This is a genomic window from Streptomyces sp. NPDC043896 (genome assembly GCF_056435605.1).
This window is the reverse complement of sequence record NZ_JBWKEE010000048.1, coordinates 1-17,791: the sequence shown is the minus strand read 5'-3', so window position 1 is coordinate 17,791 and position 17,791 is coordinate 1. Positions and strand designations below refer to the sequence as shown.

Genomic DNA, 17,791 nt, shown 5'->3' with positions numbered 1-17,791 from the left:
GTCGGAGTACCTGCGGAGGTGGGTGTGCGAGCGATCCGAGCGGCCGGGGCCGCGGGGGGGGGGGGGGGGGGGGGGGGGTTGGGGGGGGGGGGGGGGGGGGGGGGGGTGTTGTTCTGGTTTTTGGCGTCCCCTGGGACCGCCCTGCTTCCACCGCCCCGCGTCCGGCCGGGGCCACGGCCTCCGACCGCCCTCCGACCGCCCTCCGACCGCCCTCCGGGCGTCAGCCGGGTGCGTCCGCCGGGCGCGTCAGCGCTTGGCGACGAACACGTGCGAAGCGATCTCCGCGTCCAGCTCGGCGGCCTCGCCGCCGCTGCCGACCAGCACCCCGCCCGGGGACTCCGTCACGCTCACGACGGAACCGGGCTGCACGCCCGCCCGGCGCAGCGTGTACATCAGCTGGGCGTCGGTCTGGATCGGCTCGCCGATCCGGCGGACGACCACCGTCTTGCCCTCGGTGCCCGGGTCCAGGTCGGACAGGCTGAGCATGCCGTCCTCCAGGAACGCGTCCACCTCGGCCTTCTCACCCAGCTCGTCCAGGCCCGGGATCGGGTTCCCGTACGGCGACTCGGTCGGGTGGCGCAGCAGCTCCAGTACGCGCCGCTCCACCGCCTCGCTCATCACGTGCTCCCAGCGGCAGGCCTCGGCGTGCACCTGCTCCCACTCCAGGCCGATGACGTCGACGAGCAGGCACTCCGCGAGCCGGTGCTTGCGCATCACGCGCGTCGCCAGCTTGCGGCCCTCGTCGGTCAGCTCCAGGTGCCTGTCGCTGGCCACCGCCACCAGCCCGTCACGCTCCATGCGCGCCACGGTCTGGCTCACCGTCGGGCCGCTCTGGTCCAGCCGCTCGGCGATCCGGGCGCGCATGGGGACCACACCTTCCTCTTCCAGCTCCAGGATGGTGCGGAGATACATCTCCGTGGTGTCGATCAGTCCGGACATTCGTGCCCCTCGGATTGCGTGCGCTGGCCCTGCCCCCAATTCTGACGCATCCGGCCGACAACCGTCCCGCGCCTGGCGTCAAGGCATGTACGGGACATGGGAGCCGAGCGCATCGGCGCAGGGCGCCGGGGCGCCGTGGCCCGGATTGACGGCCGTATTGACACGCCCTTGGTCCAGACCGCACGGTGAGCGGCGGACATCGGCGACGCAGCCACCCGCACCCACACCCTGGAAGGGCCACGGCGTATGAGCGAGAGCAAGCTGGCCGGGCAGTTCTTCGACGCCGCCATCGGCCTGCTGGAGCGGGTGCGCGACGAGGAGGGCTCACGGATCACCGAGGCCGGGACCCTCGTCGCCGAGGCCGTCGCCTCCGGGAACCGGCTGTTCGCCTTCGGCGCCGGGCACTCCTCGCTGCCCGCGCAGGACGTGGTCTACCGGGCCGGCGGGCTCGCCCTGATGAACTTCCTCGCCGTTCCCGGCACCGCGGGCGTCGACGTCATGCCGGCGACGCTGGGCAGCGCGCTGGAGCGGGTCGACGGGCTCGCGGGGGCGGTGCTGGACAGCAGCCCGGCCGCGGCGGGGGACGTACTGGTGATCATCTCGCTGTCCGGGCGCAACGCGCTGCCCGTGGAGATGGCGATGAACGCGCGCGCGATCGGGCTGAAGGTGATCGGCGTGACGTCGGTGGCGTACGCGACGGAGACCAAGTCGCGGCACGTCTCGGGCACCTTCCTGAAGGACCACTGCGACGTCGTGCTCGACAGCAAGATCGCCGTCGGCGACGCCGAGCTGTCGCTGGACGGCATCGACGCGCCGTTCGCTCCCGCGTCGACGGTCGTGACCAGCGCGATCATGCAGGCGGTGATGGCGGCGGCCGCCGGGGAGCTGGTGGCGCGGGGGATGGAGCCGCCGTTGCTGCGGTCGGGGAACGTCGACGGCGGGCACGAGTGGAACGGGCGGGTCATGCGGGAGTACGGGGACCGGATCTTCTTCCGGCACTAGACGAGTAAGTCGTCTAGGGGCCGTGGGCCAGGTCCAGGTCGGCGGCCACGCGGGCCGCCACTTCCTCCGCGTACGTGGCGTCCGCGCGCTCGAACGCCGGGCGCGACGGGCCCCGGAGGAAGGTCAGCGCGCCCAGGGTGCGGCCCCGGCTCCGCAGGACCGCGCACAGGGCGTGCGTCACCCCCGGCGGCCACCGGCGCGCCCGGGCCCAAGCCTCGGCCGCGTCGCCGGACGGGGCACTGGCCCGCACCGGGCCGATCCGGTCCAGGGCCTGGAGCGCCGGGTGCGCGGGCTCGTACCGCACCGGGATCGCGCCCGGCCCGGGCAGCAGCAGGGCCAGGCCCGACGGGGACACCGCCGCGCGGACCAGGCGCCGGGACGGCCCGGGTTCCAGTACGTCGACCAGCGCGTGCTCCGCGAAGCCGGCCAGCGCGAAGTCCAGCCGGACGGCGGCCGCCTCCGCCGGGTCCTCGCACTCGGCGGCGGCCCGCCCCGCCCGGTACAGCTGGCTGGCCCGGAACCGCAGCTGCCCGGTGTCCAGCTCGGCCTGCCGGGCCTCGGTGACGTCCTGGAACAGCCAGCCCACCCCCAGCGGCACCGGCTCCTCCGCGAGCGGCGACGCCAGCCTCAGGAAACCGCACCGCCAGCACCGCCGCCGCACCCCCTCCGGGGTGCGGACCGACACCCACAGCTCCAGCGGCGCCGGCGGCGCCCCCTCGGCCAGTACGTGCTGGAGCGCGCCCTCCAGCTCCTCGACGCCCTGCTCCAGCAGGTCGCCGAGCGGCCGTCCGAGCAGGGCGCTGCGCCCGGCCCCGAAGGCGCGGGCGGCGTGCGCGTTGACCACCGCCGGGCGGAGGTCGACGTCGACGAGGACGACGCCCCAGGAGGCGTCGTCCATCAGCGCCTCGCTGAGGGCGATGGAGCGTTCGAGGTCGATCTGGGCGTGGACCTCGCTGAAGGCGCAGTAGACCCCGGCGGGTTTCCCGTCGGCGCCGGGCACCCCGGCGGACTGGGTCCGTACCAGGATCCGCCCGCCGTCCTTGGTCAGCAGGGCGAACTCGTGCACCTGCCGGCCCGGCGCGTCCTGCGCCGACATCAGCCGGTCCTGCACGTCGTCCGCGTCGGCGGCGCGCACGGCCCACCCCGCGAACCCGTGCCGTCCCACCGCCTCGGCGGCGGTCCAGCCGAGGATCCGCTCGGCCTCGCGGTTCCAGTGGGTGATCACGCCGTCGGAGTCGAACGCGCACAGGGCGGCGTCCATCCCGTCGAGCAGCGCTGCGAGCAGATCGTCGGCGGTGTCACTGCGTCCGGAAGCACTCACCTGGCACCCCCTGCAGGTGTTCGCGTGTGCGGCACGTCAGATCATTGAACTGGAACGTGACCCAGGCCACATCCGCTTCCCGGAATCCTCCCGGAATGTCCGCCCCGAAATCCGTGCCTTAAATCGCTTGAGGGCTCCGGGAGGCCGATCTAGGCTCTGCCGTACACGAGAAGGGAGGTGGTTCCCGAAATGTACGGAAACCGGACGCGTGAGGTGGCTGCGGGCTAAGGGCCCGTCGTCAGCAACGCACCCAGTGCGGTGCCCGGCGTAAGTCGCCCGGCGCCAATCCCGAGCAGTCACCCGACCCGCGGGCTCGCCGGTACGTCCGGCCGGCTCCTCTCACTGCAGGAGAGGAACCCGAGCCCGCGGGTCGTCTGCGTCCAGGGCGCCGCGGGCGCCGGGCCGGGCCCCGAAGGGGCGGCCTATGGACAGAGCCGCTCGATGCGCCACTTGTCCCCGTCCAGGACGTACCGCAGCCTGTCGTGCAGGCGGTTCTCGTGCCCCTGCCAGAACTCCACCGCGTCGGGCAGGACCCGCAGCCCGCCCCACTCCGGCGGCACCGGCACCTGCTCGCCCTCCGGGTACCGCTCGGCCAGCTCCGCGTAACGGCGGTCCAGCTCGGCGCGCGAGCCGATCACCGTCGACTGGGCGCTCGCCCACGCGCCCAGCTGCGAACCGTGCGGACGGGACCGGAAGTAGGCGGCCGTCTCGTCCCGGCCGATCTTCTCGGCGCGGCCGGTCACGATGACCTGGCGGGCGATCGGATGCCAGGGGAAGAGCAGCGAGACGTACGGGTTCTCGTCGATCTCCCGCACCTTGCGGGAGCCGTAGTTGGTGAAGAAGACGAAGCCCCGCGAGTCGAACTGCTTCAGCAGCACCGTGCGGGAGCTGGGCCGGCCGTCGGCGGTGGCGGTCGAGACGACCATCGCGTTCGGCTCGAAGAGGTGCGAGTCGGCCGCCTGCTGGAACCACGCGGCGAACTGCGCCACCGGGTCGTCGGAGAGGCCCGCCTCCTCGACGATCTCGGAGCGGTACTGCTTGCGCATCACGGCGGGGTCAATGTCCTGATCGGTCACACGGCCATCCTGCCGCAGTACGCCGACCACCGGTGTGCCGTATGTCACGCTTCCGCAGGCCCACCGGAACGGACAAAATCTTGGGGCCGGTCCGAGGGTTCCGCACGGATGACCTTCGGCCGTGCCGGGCATCAACGGGGATGACCGCGCCGGACCGCGAATCACGCCGGGAACCGCGCGTGTTCGCACTACCTGAGGAGCCGCCTGATGTCCGATTTCGTACCCGGACTCGAAGGGGTCGTCGCGTTCGAGACGGAGATCGCCGAGCCTGACAAGGAAGGCGGATCGCTCCGCTACCGGGGGGTGGACATCGAAGACCTGGTCGGCCACGTCTCCTTCGGGAACGTCTGGGGCCTGCTGGTCGACGGCGCGTTCAACCCCGGCCTGCCGGCCGCCGAACCCTTCCCGATCCCGGTGCACTCCGGCGACATCCGCGTCGACGTGCAGTCCGCGCTCGCCATGCTCGCCCCCGTGTGGGGCCTGAAGCCGCTGCTCGACATCGACGAGCAGACCGCCCGCGACGACCTCGCCCGGGCCGCCGTCATGGCGCTCTCGTACGTCGCCCAGTCCGCCCGCGGCCAGGGCCTGCCGATGGTGCCGCAGCGCGAGATCGACAAGGCCGAGTCCGTCGTCGAGCGGTTCATGATCCGCTGGCGCGGCGAGCCCGACCCCAAGCACGTCAAGGCCGTCGACGCCTACTGGACCTCCGCCGCCGAACACGGCATGAACGCCTCCACCTTCACGGCGCGCGTGATCGCCTCGACCGGCGCCGACGTCGCGGCCGCCCTGTCCGGTGCCGTCGGCGCGATGTCCGGGCCGCTGCACGGCGGTGCGCCGTCCCGCGTCCTCGGCATGATCGAGGAGATCGAGCGCACCGGCGACGCCGTGGCGTACGTGAAGAAGGCCCTCGACAAGGGCGAGCGGCTCATGGGCTTCGGACACCGCGTCTACCGCGCCGAGGACCCCCGCGCCCGCGTCCTGCGGCGCACCGCCAAGGAGCTCGACGCCCCGCGCTACGAGGTCGCCGCCGCCCTGGAGAAGGCCGCGCTGGAGGAGCTGCACGCCCGCCGCCCCGACCGGGTGCTCGCGACCAACGTGGAGTTCTGGGCCGCGATCATGCTGGACTTCGCGGAGGTCCCGGCGCACATGTTCACCTCCATGTTCAGCTGCGCCCGCACCGCCGGCTGGTCGGCGCACATCCTGGAGCAGAAGCGCACCGGCCGCCTGGTGCGGCCGTCGGCGCGCTACGTCGGCCCCGGCCGGCGGGACCCGCGCGACATCGCGGGCTACGCGGACATCGCCGCCACCGCCTGAGGCTGCGGCCTCCGCCTGAGGCTCCGGCCTCCGCCGATCCGGGCGCCGCATCCCCCTCCCAGGGGTGCGGCGCCCGCCGCGTGTCAGCCCAGGGCGGCGTCGACGACCCTCGACCACTGGGCGACCACACGGGCCCGGCGGGCCGTGTCGTCCGTCAGCACGTTGGCCAGGCCGAGGCCCCGGGCCATGTCGAGGAGGCCCTGCACGGTCTCCCGTACGCCGGGCAGCGACTCGTCGGCGCCCAGCAGCTCGACGGCGATCCGGTGCGTCTCGCGGCCGACCCGGGCCTCCAGTTCGACGACCTGGGGGCGCAGCTGCTCCTCGTTGGAGGCGGCGACCCACAGCTGGAGGGCGGCCCGGAACAGGGCCCCGGTGTACAGGTCGACCAGGGCTTCGACGACCGCCGCGCGCGGACGGGGGGCCGGGGTCGTCTGGAAGAGCTCCCGCAGGGCGGTGGAGCGTTCCTCGGCCACGTACTCGACGGCGGCGGTGAAGAGGGACTCGCGGGTCGGGAAGTGGTGCTGGGCGGCTCCGCGCGAGACGCCGGCGCGTTCGGCGACGACCGCGACGGTGGAGCCCGCCCAGCCGTGTTCGGCGAGGCAGGAGACCGCCGCCTCCAGCAGGTGGCGCCGGGTGACCCGGCTGCGGGCCTGCTTGGGGACGGGCCCGGTCACCGTACCCATGACGGGTCCCGGCGCTCGAAGCGGGCGGTGATGCCCTCGCGGGCCTCGGCGGAGGCGAACAGCCGGGCGGAGAGCTCCGACAGGCGGGCGCCGTCGCGGTCCAGGGCCTCGCGTACGCCGGCCGCGACCATCGCCTTGGTCTCGGCGAGGCCCTGCGGGGAGGCCTTGCGGAGTCCGTCGAGGACGGGGGCCAGGGCGGTGTCGACGTCCTCCTCGGCGTGGAGGGTGAGCAGGCCTATGCGGGCGGCCTCGGCGGCGCCGAAGGTCTCGGCGGTCAGCAGGTAGCGGGAGGCGGCGCGCGGGTCGAGGCGCGGCAGCACGGTCATGGAGATCACGGCGGGGGCCAGGCCGAGGTGCGTCTCGGTGAAGGCGTACGAGGACTGCGGCCCGGCGGCGGCGATGTCGCAGGCGCCGAGCAGGCCGAGGCCGCCGGCGCGGACGTGCCCGGTGACGCGGGCGACGACGGGCTTGGGCAGTGCGGTGACATCGCGGAGCAGGGCGAGGAAGTCGGCGGGGTCGCAGGGGGACTTCAGGTCGGCGCCGGCGCAGAAGGTGTTGCCGGTGTGGGTGAGCAGCACCGCCCGGGTGCCGGGGTCGGCGGCCGCGCCGGCGAGGGCCTCGCGGAGCTCGGCGACCAGCCGGGCGGAGAGCGCGTTGCGGTTGGCCGGGGAGTCGAGGGTGAGCGTGGTGATGCCGGTCGCCGCCCGGGCGGCGTGCACGAGTGGGGCCATGTCTCCTCCGGAGGGTGTGCGGGTGGACCCGGCCGGCCCCCCTCGGGGGAGGGTACGCGGCGCCGGGCCCGCCCCCGTCCGGCCGCTGCCGGACGGGGGCGGGGGCCCCGGGCCGTGGGTCACCCGAAAGGAAGGGCCGGCGTGTGGGGCCTGATCCAGAAGACGCGGCCTAGTAGGACTTGGGGAGGCCCAGGGTCTGGTGGGAGACGAAGTTGAGGATCATCTCGCGGCTGACCGGGGCGATCCGGGCGACCCGGGCCGCGGTGATCAGCGAGGCCAGCCCGTACTCGCGGGTGAGGCCGTTGCCGCCCAGGGTGTGCACCGCCTGGTCGACCGCCCGTACGCACGCCTCCCCCGCCGCGTACTTCGCCATGTTCGCCGCCTCCCCGGCCCCCATGTCATCGCCCGCGTCGTACAGCGCGGCGGCCTTCTGCGTCATCAGCCGGGCCAGCTCCAGCTCGATGTGTGCCGTGGCCAGGGGGTGGGCGACGGCCTGGTGGGCGCCGATCGGCTCCTTCCAGACCTGGCGGGTCTTGGCGTACTCCACGGCCTTGGCGAGGGCGTACCGGCCCATGCCGATGGCGAAGGCGGCGGTCATCACCCGCTCGGGGTTGAGCCCGGCGAAGAGCTGGAGCAGCCCCGCGTCCTCGTCGCCGACGAGGGCCTCGGCCGGCAGCCGGACCTCGTCGAGGACCAGCTCGAACTGTTTCTCCGCCGCCTGGAGTTCCATGTCGATGACGGAGCGGGAGAAGCCCGGGGCGTCCCTGGGGACGATGAACAGGCACGGCTTGAGGCGGCCCGTGCGGGCGTCCTCGGTGCGGCCGACGACGAGGGTGGCGTCGGCGATGTCCACGCCGGAGATGAAGACCTTGCGACCGGTGAGGATCCAGTCGTCGCCGTCGCGCCGGGCGGTGGTGGTGATGCGGTGGGAGTTGGAGCCGGCGTCGGGTTCGGTGATGCCGAAGGCCATGGTGCGGCTGCCGTCCGCGAGTGCGGGGAGCCAGGCCTCCTTCTGGGCGTCGGTGCCGAAGCGGGCGATGACCGTGCCGCAGATGGCCGGCGACACCACCATCATCAGCAGCGGGCAGCCCGCGGCGCCCAGTTCCTCCAGGACGATGGAGAGTTCGGCGATGCCGCCGCCCCCGCCGCCGTACTCCTCGGGGAGGTTGACGCCGAGATAGCCGAGCTTGGCGGCGTCCGCCCACAGTTCATCGGGGTGGCGGCCCTCGCGGGCGATCCGGGCGAGGTAGTCGCGGCCGTAGCGCCGCCCGAGGGCGGATACGGCGGCACGCAGGGCCTGGTGCTCTTCGGTCTCGATCACTGCTGGTCCTCCTGGACTACGGCGAGCAGGGCGCCGAACTCGACCTGGCGGCCGGTGACGGCGTGGAGCGCGGTGAGCGTGCCGGAGGCGGGGGCGAGGATGCGGTGTTCCATCTTCATGGCCTCCAGCCACAGCAGGGGCTGCCCGGCGGTGACGGTGGCGCCGGGGGCCAGGCCCTCGGCGACGCGGACGACGGTGCCGGGCATGGGGGCGAGCAGGGATCCCGGTTCGGCGCGGTCCTTGGGGTCGGGGAACCGGGGGACGGGCACGAGGGTGTGGGAGCCCAGCGGGGAGTCCACGGAGACGGTGTTCGAATTGTGTTTCACGTGGAACATCCGCCGGACCCCGCCGACTTCGAGGGTGACGGCCTCCGGGGTGGCGGCCAGGACGCGGACTCCCGGCTCCTCCACCGGCCCGTAGCGGACCTCGTACTCGGTGCCCGCCACCGTGTACCGGCGGCTCTGCGGCTGCGAGCGCAGGTTGCGCCAGCCGCCGAGCCGGGAGGCGAGGGGTGCGCCGGGGGCCGGAGCCGCTTCGGCGAGTGCGGCCGCGAGGCAGGAGAGCGTGGGGTCAGGGGCGTCTTCGACGAGGGCGTCGAGGTGGCGTTCGTAGAAGCCGGTGTCGAGCCGGGCGGCGGTGAACTCCGGGTGGCGCAGGGAGCGCACGAGGAGTTCCCGGTTGGTGGTCAGGCCGTGGATCCGGGCCCGGGAGAGGGCGTCGGCGAGGATCCGGACGGCCTCCGAACGGGTCGGGGCGTGGGCGACGACCTTGGCCAGCATCGGGTCGTAGTGGACGCCGACCGTGTCCCCGGCGGCGAAACCGGTGTCGACGCGGACCCGGCCGGGGACGTCGAGGGTGTGCAGCACACCGGTCTGCGGGCGCCAGTCCCGGGCGGGGTCCTCCGCGTACAGCCGGGCCTCGACGGCGTGTCCGGCGGGCTGCGGCGGGGCGGGCGGAAGGGGTGCGCCCTCGGCGACGCGGAGCTGGAGGGCCACCAGGTCGATGCCGAAGACGGCTTCGGTGACGGGGTGTTCCACCTGGAGGCGGGTGTTCATCTCCAGGAAGTACGGGCGGCCGTCGGCGCCGACGAGGAACTCGACCGTGCCCGCGCCCCGGTACGAGACGGCCCGGGCGGCCGCCACGGCCGCGGTGTGGAGCCGTTCGCGCAGCGCCTCGGGCAGGCCGGGCGCCGGGGCCTCCTCGATGACCTTCTGGTGGCGGCGCTGGAGGGAGCAGTCGCGGGTGCCGAGCGCCCAGACGGTGCCGTGGGCGTCGGCGAGAACCTGCACCTCGACGTGCCGGCCGCGTTCCACGTACGGCTCGGCGAAGACCTCGTCGTCACCGAAGGCCGAGAGTGCTTCGGCGCGCGCGGCCTCCAGGGACTCCTTGAGGGCGTCGAGGTCCCGTACGACGCGCATCCCCCTCCCCCCGCCGCCCGCCGCGGCCTTGAGGAGGAGGGGGAGGTCCGCGGCGGTGGCGGCGGCCGGGTCGACGGGGTCGAGGAGGGGGACTCCGGCGGCGCGGACGAGGTCCTTGGCCCGGGTCTTGGAGGCCATGGCCTCGATGGCCGCGGGCGGCGGGCCGACCCAGGTCAGGCCGGCGTCGAGGACCCGCCGGGCGAAGTCCGCGTTCTCGGAGAGGAAGCCGTACCCGGGGTGCACGGCGTCGGCTCCGGCCGCGCGGGCCGCCTCGACCAGCAGGTCGCCGCGCAGGTAGGTGTCGGCGGGAGCGGCCCCCGGAAGACGGACGGCGGCGTCGGCGGCGCGGACGTGCAGGGCGTCGGCGTCGGGGTCGGAGTGGACGGCGACCGTGGCCAGGCCCAGGTCGCGGGCCGTGCGGAAGATCCGGACGGCGATCTCGCCCCGGTTGGCGACGAGCAGGGAGGTGATCGGTGTGGTCATCTGGGGCTCACATCCGGAAGACGCCGAAGCCGCCGCGGGCGCCCTCGACGGGGGCGTTGTGGACGGCCGACAGGCACAGGCCGAGGACGGTACGGGTGTCGCGCGGGTCGATGACGCCGTCGTCGTAGAGCCGCCCGGACAGGAACATCGGGAGGGACTCGGATTCGATCTGGCCCTCGACGAAGGCCCGCATCCCGGCGTCCTGCTCCTCGTCGTACGGAAGTCCCCGGGCGGCGGCGGACTGGCGGGAGACGATCGACAGCACGCCGGCGAGCTGCTGGGGGCCCATGACGGCGGACTTGGCGCTGGGCCAGGCGAAGAGGAAACGGGGCTCGTAGGCGCGCCCGCACATGCCGTAGTGGCCGGCGCCGTAGCTCGCGCCGATGAGGACGGACAGGTGCGGGACACGGGAGTTGGACACCGCGTTGATCATCATCGAGCCGTGTTTGACGATGCCGCCCTGCTCGTACTCCTTGCCCACCATGTAGCCGGTGGTGTTGTGGAGGAAGAGGAGGGGGATGTCGCGCTGGTTGGCGAGCTGGATGAACTGCGCGGCCTTCTGCGACTCGGCGCTGAACAGCACGCCCTGGGCGTTGGCGAGGATCCCCACCGGGTAGCCGTGCAGGGTGGCCCAGCCGGTGACGAGGCTGGTGCCGTAGAGGGGCTTGAACTCGTCGAAGTCGGACGCGTCGACGATGCGGGCGATGACCTCGCGCGGGTCGAAGGGGGTCTTCAGGTCGGGCGGGACGATCCCCAGGAGCTCCTCGGGGTCGTACAGCGGCTCCTCGGCCCGGGGCGGATCGGCGTACGGCTTGCGGTGGTTGAGCCGGGCGACGATGCGGCGGGCCTGGCGGAGGGCGTCGTACTCGTCGAGGGCGTAGTGGTCGGCGAGGCCGGAGACCCGGGCGTGCATGTCGGCGCCGCCGAGGGACTCGTCGTCGCTCTCCTCGCCGGTGGCCATCTTGACCAGCGGCGGCCCGCCGAGGAACACCTTCGAACGGTCCTTGATCATGACGGTGTGGTCGGACATCCCGGGGATGTACGCCCCGCCGGCGGTGGAGTTGCCGAAGACGACGGCGACGGTCGGGATCCCCGCGGCGGAGAGGCGCGTCAGGTCGCGGAAGACCGCCCCGCCGGGGATGAAGATCTCCTTCTGGGAGGGCAGGTCGGCGCCCCCGGACTCGACGAGGCTGATGCAGGGCAGCCGGTTCCGGAGGGCGATCTCGTTGGCCCGCAGCGCCTTCCTCAGGGTCCAGGGGTTGCTGGCCCCGCCGCGCACGGTGGGGTCGTTGGCGGTGATCAGGCACTCGACGCCCTCGACGGTGCCGATGCCGGTGACCATCGAGGCGCCGACCGGGTAGTCGCTGCCCCAGGCGGCCAGCGGGGACAGCTCCAGGAACGGGGTGTCCGGGTCGAGGAGCAGCTCGACCCGCTCGCGGGGCAGCAGCTTGCCTCGGTCGCGGTGCCGGGCGGTGTACTTCTCCCCGCCGCCGGCGAGCGCCTTGGCGTGCTCGGCGTCGAGCTCGGCGAGCCGCTCCAGGGCGGCGGTACGGGCCTGCGCGTGCTCGGCGGAGAGCGGGTCGACGGTGGTACCGAGGCGGGTCATGGGGTCCCCTCCGGGGCCTGCGGGGTGAGGAGGTGCGCCGGGATGTCGACGTGGCGGGCGCGCAGCCATTCGCCGAGGGCCTTGGCCTGCGGGTCGAAGCGGTGGCCGGAGGCGACGCCGTCGCCGAGGAGGCCGGTGACGGTGAAGTTCAGGGCGCGGAGGCCGGGCAGCTCGTGACGGGTGACGGCGAGGGGCCCGGTCTCGGGGAGCAGACCCTTGAGGGCCTCGACGGTGAGGGTGTCCCGGAGCCATTCCCAGGCCTCGCCGGTCTCGGTCCAGAGCCCGATGTTCGCGTCGCCCCCCTTGTCCCCGGACCGCGCCCCGACGAGCGCCCCGAGGGGGGCCCGCGTCGTGGGTACGCCCCTGCCCGGAGTCCGGGGCTCCGTGCCGGGCGCCACCGCCCGGTCCTCCCGCCCGCTCCCGCCGGGGGCTGCGGGGGCGGGGGCGGCGGCCGGTGCCGCGGGGGCGGTCACGGGGTCCACGCGGATCCGGGTGCCGTCGTCGAGGACCGCCGTGTGCGGCACGGACCCGGCCGGGACCAGGGCCGAGGTGAACACCCCGTACGGCTGGGCGGGTCCCGGCGGGGCGGTCACGTGGAACCCGGGGTAGCTCGCGAGGGCCAGCTCGACGGCCGCCGAGGTCAGCGCCCGCCCGACCCGGTCCGCGTCCGGGTCGTGGACCACCAGCCGCAGCAGGGCGCTCGCCGTCTCCTCCGTGTCCGCGTCGGCGTGGTCCGTACGGGCGAGGGTCCAGCGGACGGAGGCGACCTCGCGCAGGACCCCGGCCAGTTGCGCCCGCACCAGGCCGGCCTTGGCCTCGATGTCGAGGCCGGTCAGGACGAACACCACCTCGTTGCGCCAGCCGCCGATCCGGGTGACGCCCGCCTTGAGGGTGGCCGGCGGGGGCTCGCCCTCGACCCCGCTGATGCGGACCCGGTCCGCGCCGTCCGGGGTGAGGCGGACGGTGTCCAGGCGGGCGGTGACGTCGGGGCCGAGGTAGCGCACGCCCTGGGTCTCGTACAGGAGCTGCGCGGTCACCGTGCCCGGGGTGACGGCACCGCCGGTGCCCGGGTGCTTGGTGATGACCGCCGAGCCGTCCTCGTGGACCTCGGCGAGCGGGAAGCCGGGGCTGCGGACGTCATGGGCGGTGAAGAAGGAGTAGTTGCCGCCCGTGGCCTGCGTCCCGCACTCCAGGACGTGCCCCGCGACCACCGCCCCCGCCAGCCGGTCGTACGCGTGCGGCCCCCAGTCGAACCACCAGGCGGCCGGCCCGCTGACCAGGGCCGCGTCCGTGACCCGGCCGGTCACCACCACGTCCGCGCCCGCCCGCAGGCAGGCGGCGATCCCGGCGCCGCCCAGGTAGGCGTTGGCGGTGAGCGTGCCGTCCTGCCCGAACGGCATCAGGTCGTCGCCTTCGACGTGCGCCACGGAGACGGGCACCCCCACCTTGGCGGCCAGCGCCCGCACGGCCGCCGCCAGCCCGGCCGGGTTCAGCCCGCCGGCGTTCGCCACGATCCGCACGCCCCGCTCGTGGGCGAGCCCGAGGCCCTCCTCCAGCTGCCTGAGGAAGGTCTTCGCGTAGCCGAGGCCGGGGTCCTTCAGGCGGTCACGGCCGAGGATGAGCATGGTGAGCTCGGCGAGGTAGTCACCGGTCAGCACGTCCAGCGGGCCGCCGGTCAGCATCTCGCGCACGGCGGCGAACCGGTCCCCGTAGAACCCGGAGGCGTTGCCGATCCGCAGCGGCCGCCGCGTCACCGGACGGTCCCGGCGGCGGCGGAGCCCGCGCCGGGCGCGGTCTGCCCGGGGGCCACGCGCGGGTCCCGGCCGGGGCCCGCCGGGCCCGCGAAGGCCTGCGCGATGCCGAGCCAGCGGTCGGCGTCGGGCCCGGTCGCGGTGAGGCCGAGGTCGGCCCGGTGGGCGCGCTGGGTGACCAGCAGGCAGAAGTCCAGCGCCGGCCCCGTGATCCGCTGCGGGGCGCCGGCCGGACCGAACGCCCACGTCCCGGCCCCGTCCGGAGCCGTCAGCTCCACCCGGAACTCCTCCTCCGGCACCGCCAGGCCCCGCACGGCGTACGCGTAGTCCCGCGCCCGCACTCCGATCCGCGCGACGTGCCGCAGCCGTGCCGTGGGGGTGCGCCGTACGCCGAGCGCGTCGGCGACGTCCTGGCCGTGCGCCCAGGTCTCCATGAGCCGGGCGCTCGCCATGGACGCGGCCTTCATCGGGGGCCCGTACCAGGGGAAACGGGCGTCGGGCGAGGCGTCCGCGAGCGCCGCGTCGAGCGCGGCCCGGCCCTCCCGCCACCGGGCCAGCAGCTCGGCGGGCGCCAGCGCGGCACCCTCCTCGGCGCCCTCGTCGACGAACGACCCCGGGGCCTTCAACGCCTCCTCCACCATCCGCGCGAAGCCCCCGGCGTCGGTGAGGGCGAGCAGCGAGGCCCGGTCGGTCCAGTGCAGGTGGGCGATCTGGTGGGCGATGCTCCAGCGGGGTGCGGGCGTCGGGAGCGCCCAGCCGGAGCCGGGCAACTCCCCCACGAGTGCGTCGAGTTCCCGGCCCTCCTCCCTGAGATCGGCGAAGACGGCGGCGACGGACGGATCGGGCACGGTGCGCTCCCCTCTCGGCGTGGGGGGAAGCCTGGCACCCTCCGCTAAAACAATCAAGCGTGCTTGCATGATTTGGCCGAAGGGGATCCCATTCCCGCCACGGACACCAACATCGGTCGTGCGTCCGGGATTTGAGCCTCCACCTCATCCGGCAAGGCCCGGCCGAGGATACGGGCAGGCGCCGCCCGGAACGGCCGGGGAGGGTTCCGGCCGTACGCCGGGAAGGCCACCGGGCACGGACCGCGCCACGCCGATACTGGGGACTCCCCGAATCGCCGCCGGGGCCTCCCCGAATCGACACCGAGACCTCCCCGGATCGACACCGCGACCTCCCCGAATCGCCGCCGCACCGAGCACCGCGTTCGCGCGGGCTCCCCCCACGCGCCCCGCTGGTCCACGCCACTCGACGACGAGGACGGTACGCCGTGAACCCCGCAGCCCCCTCCCTGTACCCCGAGCTCGACGCCACCGCCCTGACCGCCTTCGCCACCGCCCTGGAGAGCGGCGACACCACCGGCCTGCCGCCCGCGCGCGCCGCCGGCGTACGGGCCGCCCGGGCCGTGGCCGGCTTCAACCGGGGCAAGGTGACCGGCGCCTGCGGGGACCTGCTCGACGCCGCGCACTGGCGGCACACCGGACCCGGGCCGCGGGCGGCGGTCGTGATGCCCTCGCCGTGGACGGGCCTGGGCTGGACCGCGTACGCCGTCCAGGCCTCGGCCTTCGCGGCGCGCGGCTACGACGTACTCGCCTACACCGTCCGGGGGTTCGGCCGCTCCGACGGCCAGTCCGACTTCGCCGGCCCGCTGGACGTCGCCGACGGCAGACGTGCCCTGGACCACCTCCTGGAACGCGCCGCCGGCCCGGTGACCCGCATCGGCTTCCTCGGCCTCTCGTACGGCGCCGGCATCGCCCAGCTCGTCGCCGCGCACGACCCCCGCGTCGACGCGGTGGCCGCGCTCAGCGGCTGGGGTGACCTCGGCGGGGTCCTGTACGAGAACTCCACCCGCCGCACCGCCGCCGTGCACGCCCTGCTCACGACCGCCGCCCGGGCCCGGCTGAGCCCCGAGACGGAACGGGCCCTGGAGGACGTCCTGGCCAACCGGAACGCCGAGGGCGCGCTGCGGTGGGCGCAGCGGCGCTCGCCGTCCGGCCACGTCAAGGAGTTCAACGGGCGGCGGGTGCCGGTCTTCCTCGCGCACGCCTGGCACGAGACGCTCTTCCCGCCCAACCAGACGCTGAGGCTGTTCGACGAACTCACCGGCCCCAAGCGGCTCGACCTGTCCATCGGCGACCACGCCGGCCCCGAGAGCGCGGGCCTGCTCGGGCTCCCGAGCCGGGTGTGGGAGGACGCCCACCACTGGTTCGACCGGCATCTGCTCGGGGGTGGGGTGGCGGGTGGGGGTGGGGCGTCGGGTGCGGGTGCGGGTGGAGCGTCGGGTGGGGGTGGGGCGTCGGGTGCGGGTGCGGGTGGAGCGTCGGGTGGGGGTGGGGCGTTGGGTGCGGGTGCGGGTGGGGCGTCGGATGCGGGTGGGGTGGTCGCCGAGGTGATGTGGAGCCGTGCGCTGGAGCCCTCCGCCGCCCCGCCCGCCCCCGGCCGGGGCGTCCGCCGGCTTCACCTCACGGGCGGCGGCACCCTGGCCGACGACCCCGAGCACGGCTGGACGGCGACCCTCCTGTGCGGGGTGGACACCCCGGCTGCGGTGGCGGACGCGGTGGTGACCCCGGGCTACGCGGAGCTGGCGGGACGGCCCAGGGAGTACCGGGGCGCGGACATGGGGCGCCCTGGGGCGGGGGGCCCGGCGGGGGTGGGCGCGGGGGCCGCCGCGACCGTGGCGTGGGCCGGGCCGCCCGTCGGGGAGACCCTGCGCGTCCGGGGCGTCCCGCGCCTGCGGGTGACGTACCGGGCCGCGAACTCCGGTTCCGCCTTCGTCGCGTACCTGATGGACCTGGCCCCGGACGGCACGGCCCGCCTGATCACGCACGCGCCGTTCAGCGACCTGCACTCCCCGCCGGACAGCCTGATCGGCGCGGACGTCGACCTCCAGGCCACGGCGTACGACGTCCCGCGCGGGCACCGGCTGCTGTTGGTGGCGGCGGCCCGCGACCCCTTGTACGGGGACGCCAACCTGCCGCGCGCGACGCTGGCGTTCACGTCTCCGGAGCCGGTGCCGTCGTACGTGGAGGTGCCGGTGGGGTGAGGGCCCAGGATCCCAGGATCTATACGATTGTTTTAGACGATCGTCTTGTGCGGTTGTATAGATCCTGGCTATCGTTCTTCACGTCAAGGCGAGTCCGAGACGGCCGAGAACGAAGAGCCTGCCGAGAAAAGGAGATCCACCATGTCCGCGAGCACCCTCACCACCGCCACCCGCTCCGAACTGACCATCGACGGACGCCGGCTGTCCTACCTCGACTTCGGCGGCACCGGCCGTCCGCTGGTCGCCCTGCACGGCCACCTGTCCGAGGGCGCCACGTACGCCGGCCTCGCCCGGGTGCTCGGCCCCGAGTGGCGGGTGATCGCCCCGGACCAGCGCGGCCAGGGCGAGTCCGACCGCGCCCCCGACTACACGCGGGAGGGTTACCTCTCCGACATCGCCGCCCTGCTGGACCACCTGGGACTGGAGCGCGTCGTCCTGCTCGGTCACTCCCTCGGCGCCGTCAACGCCTACCAGTTCGCGGCCCGGCACCCCGAGCGCGTCAGCGCCCTCGTCAACGCCGAGGGCCCGGCGGCGCTCGGACTGGACGGCTCGAACCCGTTCGGCTTCCTGCTGAACCTGCCGTACGAGGCCCCGACCCGCGAGGCCCTGGCCGCCGCGCTCGGGCCGGCCGGGCCGTACTTCGCCGACCGGCTGCGGGAGAACCCGGACGGCAGCTGGCGCCTGCCGTTCCACCCCCAGGAGATGTACGACTCCGAGCACCACGTCCACGGCGACCACTGGACCGACTGGACGGCGACCACCTGCCCGGCGCTGCTCATACGCGGCACCAAGGGGATCATCCCGGCCGACCAGGCCCGGGACATGGCGACCCGTCGCCCCGGAACGGCGATCACGGAACTCGACGCCGACCACCTGGTGTACACGACGGCGCCGGAAGCCTTCGCGGCGGCGGTGAGCGGGTTCCTGGCGGGGGTGTGAGACGGAGCGGGGCCGGGGACTGACGGGGTCCGGCGGGGTCCACTCGGACCCGGGTCGGAGAGGGGCTGGGGGTTTCCCGTCAGTCCCATCGTCCTTCCGTGTCGTGCCGGCCTGTCAAGGGCGCTCCTTCGTCGCGTCACTTCGTGATCGCCTTCGGCGAC

General features: G+C 74.4%; 14 protein-coding genes. 4 read left to right on the top strand and 10 right to left on the bottom strand.

Going from position 1 to position 17,791, the window contains the following annotated elements:
* Positions 1-246: 246 nt before the first annotated feature.
* Complete coding sequence (locus AC069X_RS36970) at positions 247-939, bottom strand: iron-dependent transcriptional repressor DtxR (protein ID WP_478735925.1); 693 nt, start codon at positions 937-939, stop codon at positions 247-249.
* A 246-nt stretch (positions 940-1,185) separates the two neighbouring features.
* Here AC069X_RS36970 and AC069X_RS36965 point away from each other — a divergent pair, with 246 nt between their 5' ends.
* Positions 1,186-1,941 carry an SIS domain-containing protein gene (locus tag AC069X_RS36965; protein WP_478735923.1) on the top strand — a complete coding sequence of 252 codons (756 nt, stop codon included), beginning with the start codon at positions 1,186-1,188 and terminating at the stop codon, positions 1,939-1,941.
* Between the two features lie 13 nt (positions 1,942-1,954).
* On the opposite strand, the gene AC069X_RS36960 is transcribed toward AC069X_RS36965, so the two are convergent.
* Together AC069X_RS36960 and pdxH are read right to left on the bottom strand one after the other, a co-directional pair.
* Positions 1,955-3,262, bottom strand: a complete 1,308-nt coding sequence (locus tag AC069X_RS36960) for a PAS domain-containing protein (RefSeq protein WP_478735921.1) — start codon at positions 3,260-3,262, stop codon at positions 1,955-1,957.
* A 422-nt stretch (positions 3,263-3,684) separates the two neighbouring features.
* Positions 3,685-4,308: a pyridoxamine 5'-phosphate oxidase gene (gene pdxH, locus AC069X_RS36955; RefSeq protein ID WP_478735929.1), complete on the bottom strand. Its 624-nt coding sequence runs from the start codon at positions 4,306-4,308 to the stop codon at positions 3,685-3,687.
* Between the two features lie 237 nt (positions 4,309-4,545).
* On the opposite strand from pdxH, the gene AC069X_RS36950 reads away from it, so the two are divergent.
* A complete protein-coding gene (locus tag AC069X_RS36950; RefSeq protein WP_478735919.1) occupies positions 4,546-5,652 on the top strand; it encodes a citrate synthase 2 in 1,107 nt (368 codons plus the stop codon).
* Between the two features lie 83 nt (positions 5,653-5,735).
* Here the strand turns inward: AC069X_RS36950 and AC069X_RS36945 are convergent, their stop codons facing one another.
* From AC069X_RS36945 to AC069X_RS36915, 7 genes are all read right to left on the bottom strand, one after another.
* Complete coding sequence (locus tag AC069X_RS36945; RefSeq protein ID WP_478735917.1) at positions 5,736-6,335, bottom strand: TetR/AcrR family transcriptional regulator; 600 nt, start codon at positions 6,333-6,335, stop codon at positions 5,736-5,738.
* Entirely contained in the window at positions 6,323-7,066 is a 744-nt protein-coding gene (locus AC069X_RS36940) for an enoyl-CoA hydratase family protein (RefSeq protein ID WP_478735915.1), read from the bottom strand. Before AC069X_RS36940 ends, AC069X_RS36945 begins: the two co-directional genes overlap by 13 nt.
* Before the next feature lie 169 nt (positions 7,067-7,235).
* Positions 7,236-8,387, bottom strand: a complete 1,152-nt coding sequence (locus tag AC069X_RS36935; RefSeq protein WP_478735913.1) for an acyl-CoA dehydrogenase family protein — start codon at positions 8,385-8,387, stop codon at positions 7,236-7,238.
* Positions 8,384-10,288: an acetyl/propionyl/methylcrotonyl-CoA carboxylase subunit alpha gene (locus tag AC069X_RS36930; protein WP_478735911.1), complete on the bottom strand. Its 1,905-nt coding sequence runs from the start codon at positions 10,286-10,288 to the stop codon at positions 8,384-8,386. Before AC069X_RS36930 ends, AC069X_RS36935 begins: the two co-directional genes overlap by 4 nt.
* Before the next feature lie 7 nt (positions 10,289-10,295).
* Complete coding sequence (locus AC069X_RS36925) at positions 10,296-11,894, bottom strand: acyl-CoA carboxylase subunit beta (RefSeq protein ID WP_478735909.1); 1,599 nt, start codon at positions 11,892-11,894, stop codon at positions 10,296-10,298.
* Positions 11,891-13,576: an acyclic terpene utilization AtuA family protein gene (locus AC069X_RS36920; RefSeq protein WP_478735927.1), complete on the bottom strand. Its 1,686-nt coding sequence runs from the start codon at positions 13,574-13,576 to the stop codon at positions 11,891-11,893. The genes AC069X_RS36925 and AC069X_RS36920 overlap by 4 nt, the downstream gene beginning before the upstream one ends.
* A gap of 68 nt (positions 13,577-13,644) precedes the next feature.
* The gene (locus AC069X_RS36915) at positions 13,645-14,493 is read right to left on the bottom strand and encodes a TIGR03084 family metal-binding protein (RefSeq protein WP_478735907.1); all 849 of its coding nucleotides are present in this window, start codon (positions 14,491-14,493) and stop codon (positions 13,645-13,647) included.
* A gap of 425 nt (positions 14,494-14,918) precedes the next feature.
* Here AC069X_RS36915 and AC069X_RS36910 point away from each other — a divergent pair, with 425 nt between their 5' ends.
* Both AC069X_RS36910 and AC069X_RS36905 read left to right on the top strand, forming a co-directional pair.
* Positions 14,919-16,691 carry an alpha/beta fold hydrolase gene (locus AC069X_RS36910; RefSeq protein WP_478735905.1) on the top strand — a complete coding sequence of 591 codons (1,773 nt, stop codon included), beginning with the start codon at positions 14,919-14,921 and terminating at the stop codon, positions 16,689-16,691.
* Positions 16,692-16,832: 141 nt separating this feature from the next.
* Positions 16,833-17,630, top strand: a complete 798-nt coding sequence (locus AC069X_RS36905; protein ID WP_478735903.1) for an alpha/beta fold hydrolase — start codon at positions 16,833-16,835, stop codon at positions 17,628-17,630.
* The last annotated feature ends 161 nt before the right edge of the window (positions 17,631-17,791 follow it).

What these genes read in the sequence shown, in the direction of transcription:
- AC069X_RS36930 (WP_478735911.1), bottom strand. Translation starts at nt 10,288, where the DNA reads ATGACCACACCGATCACCTCCCTGCTCGTCGCCAACCGGGGCGAGATC.
- AC069X_RS36905 (WP_478735903.1), top strand. Translation starts at nt 16,833, where the DNA reads ATGTCCGCGAGCACCCTCACCACCGCCACCCGCTCCGAACTGACCATC.
- AC069X_RS36925 (WP_478735909.1), bottom strand. Translation starts at nt 11,894, where the DNA reads ATGACCCGCCTCGGTACCACCGTCGACCCGCTCTCCGCCGAGCACGCG.
- AC069X_RS36950 (WP_478735919.1), top strand. Translation starts at nt 4,546, where the DNA reads ATGTCCGATTTCGTACCCGGACTCGAAGGGGTCGTCGCGTTCGAGACG.
- AC069X_RS36920 (WP_478735927.1), bottom strand. Translation starts at nt 13,576, where the DNA reads ATGCTGACCGGCGGCCCGCTGGACGTGCTGACCGGTGACTACCTCGCC.
- AC069X_RS36940 (WP_478735915.1), bottom strand. Translation starts at nt 7,066, where the DNA reads ATGGCCCCACTCGTGCACGCCGCCCGGGCGGCGACCGGCATCACCACG.
- pdxH (WP_478735929.1), bottom strand. Translation starts at nt 4,308, where the DNA reads ATGCGCAAGCAGTACCGCTCCGAGATCGTCGAGGAGGCGGGCCTCTCC.
- AC069X_RS36945 (WP_478735917.1), bottom strand. Translation starts at nt 6,335, where the DNA reads ATGGGTACGGTGACCGGGCCCGTCCCCAAGCAGGCCCGCAGCCGGGTC.
- AC069X_RS36970 (WP_478735925.1), bottom strand. Translation starts at nt 939, where the DNA reads ATGTCCGGACTGATCGACACCACGGAGATGTATCTCCGCACCATCCTG.
- AC069X_RS36965 (WP_478735923.1), top strand. Translation starts at nt 1,186, where the DNA reads ATGAGCGAGAGCAAGCTGGCCGGGCAGTTCTTCGACGCCGCCATCGGC.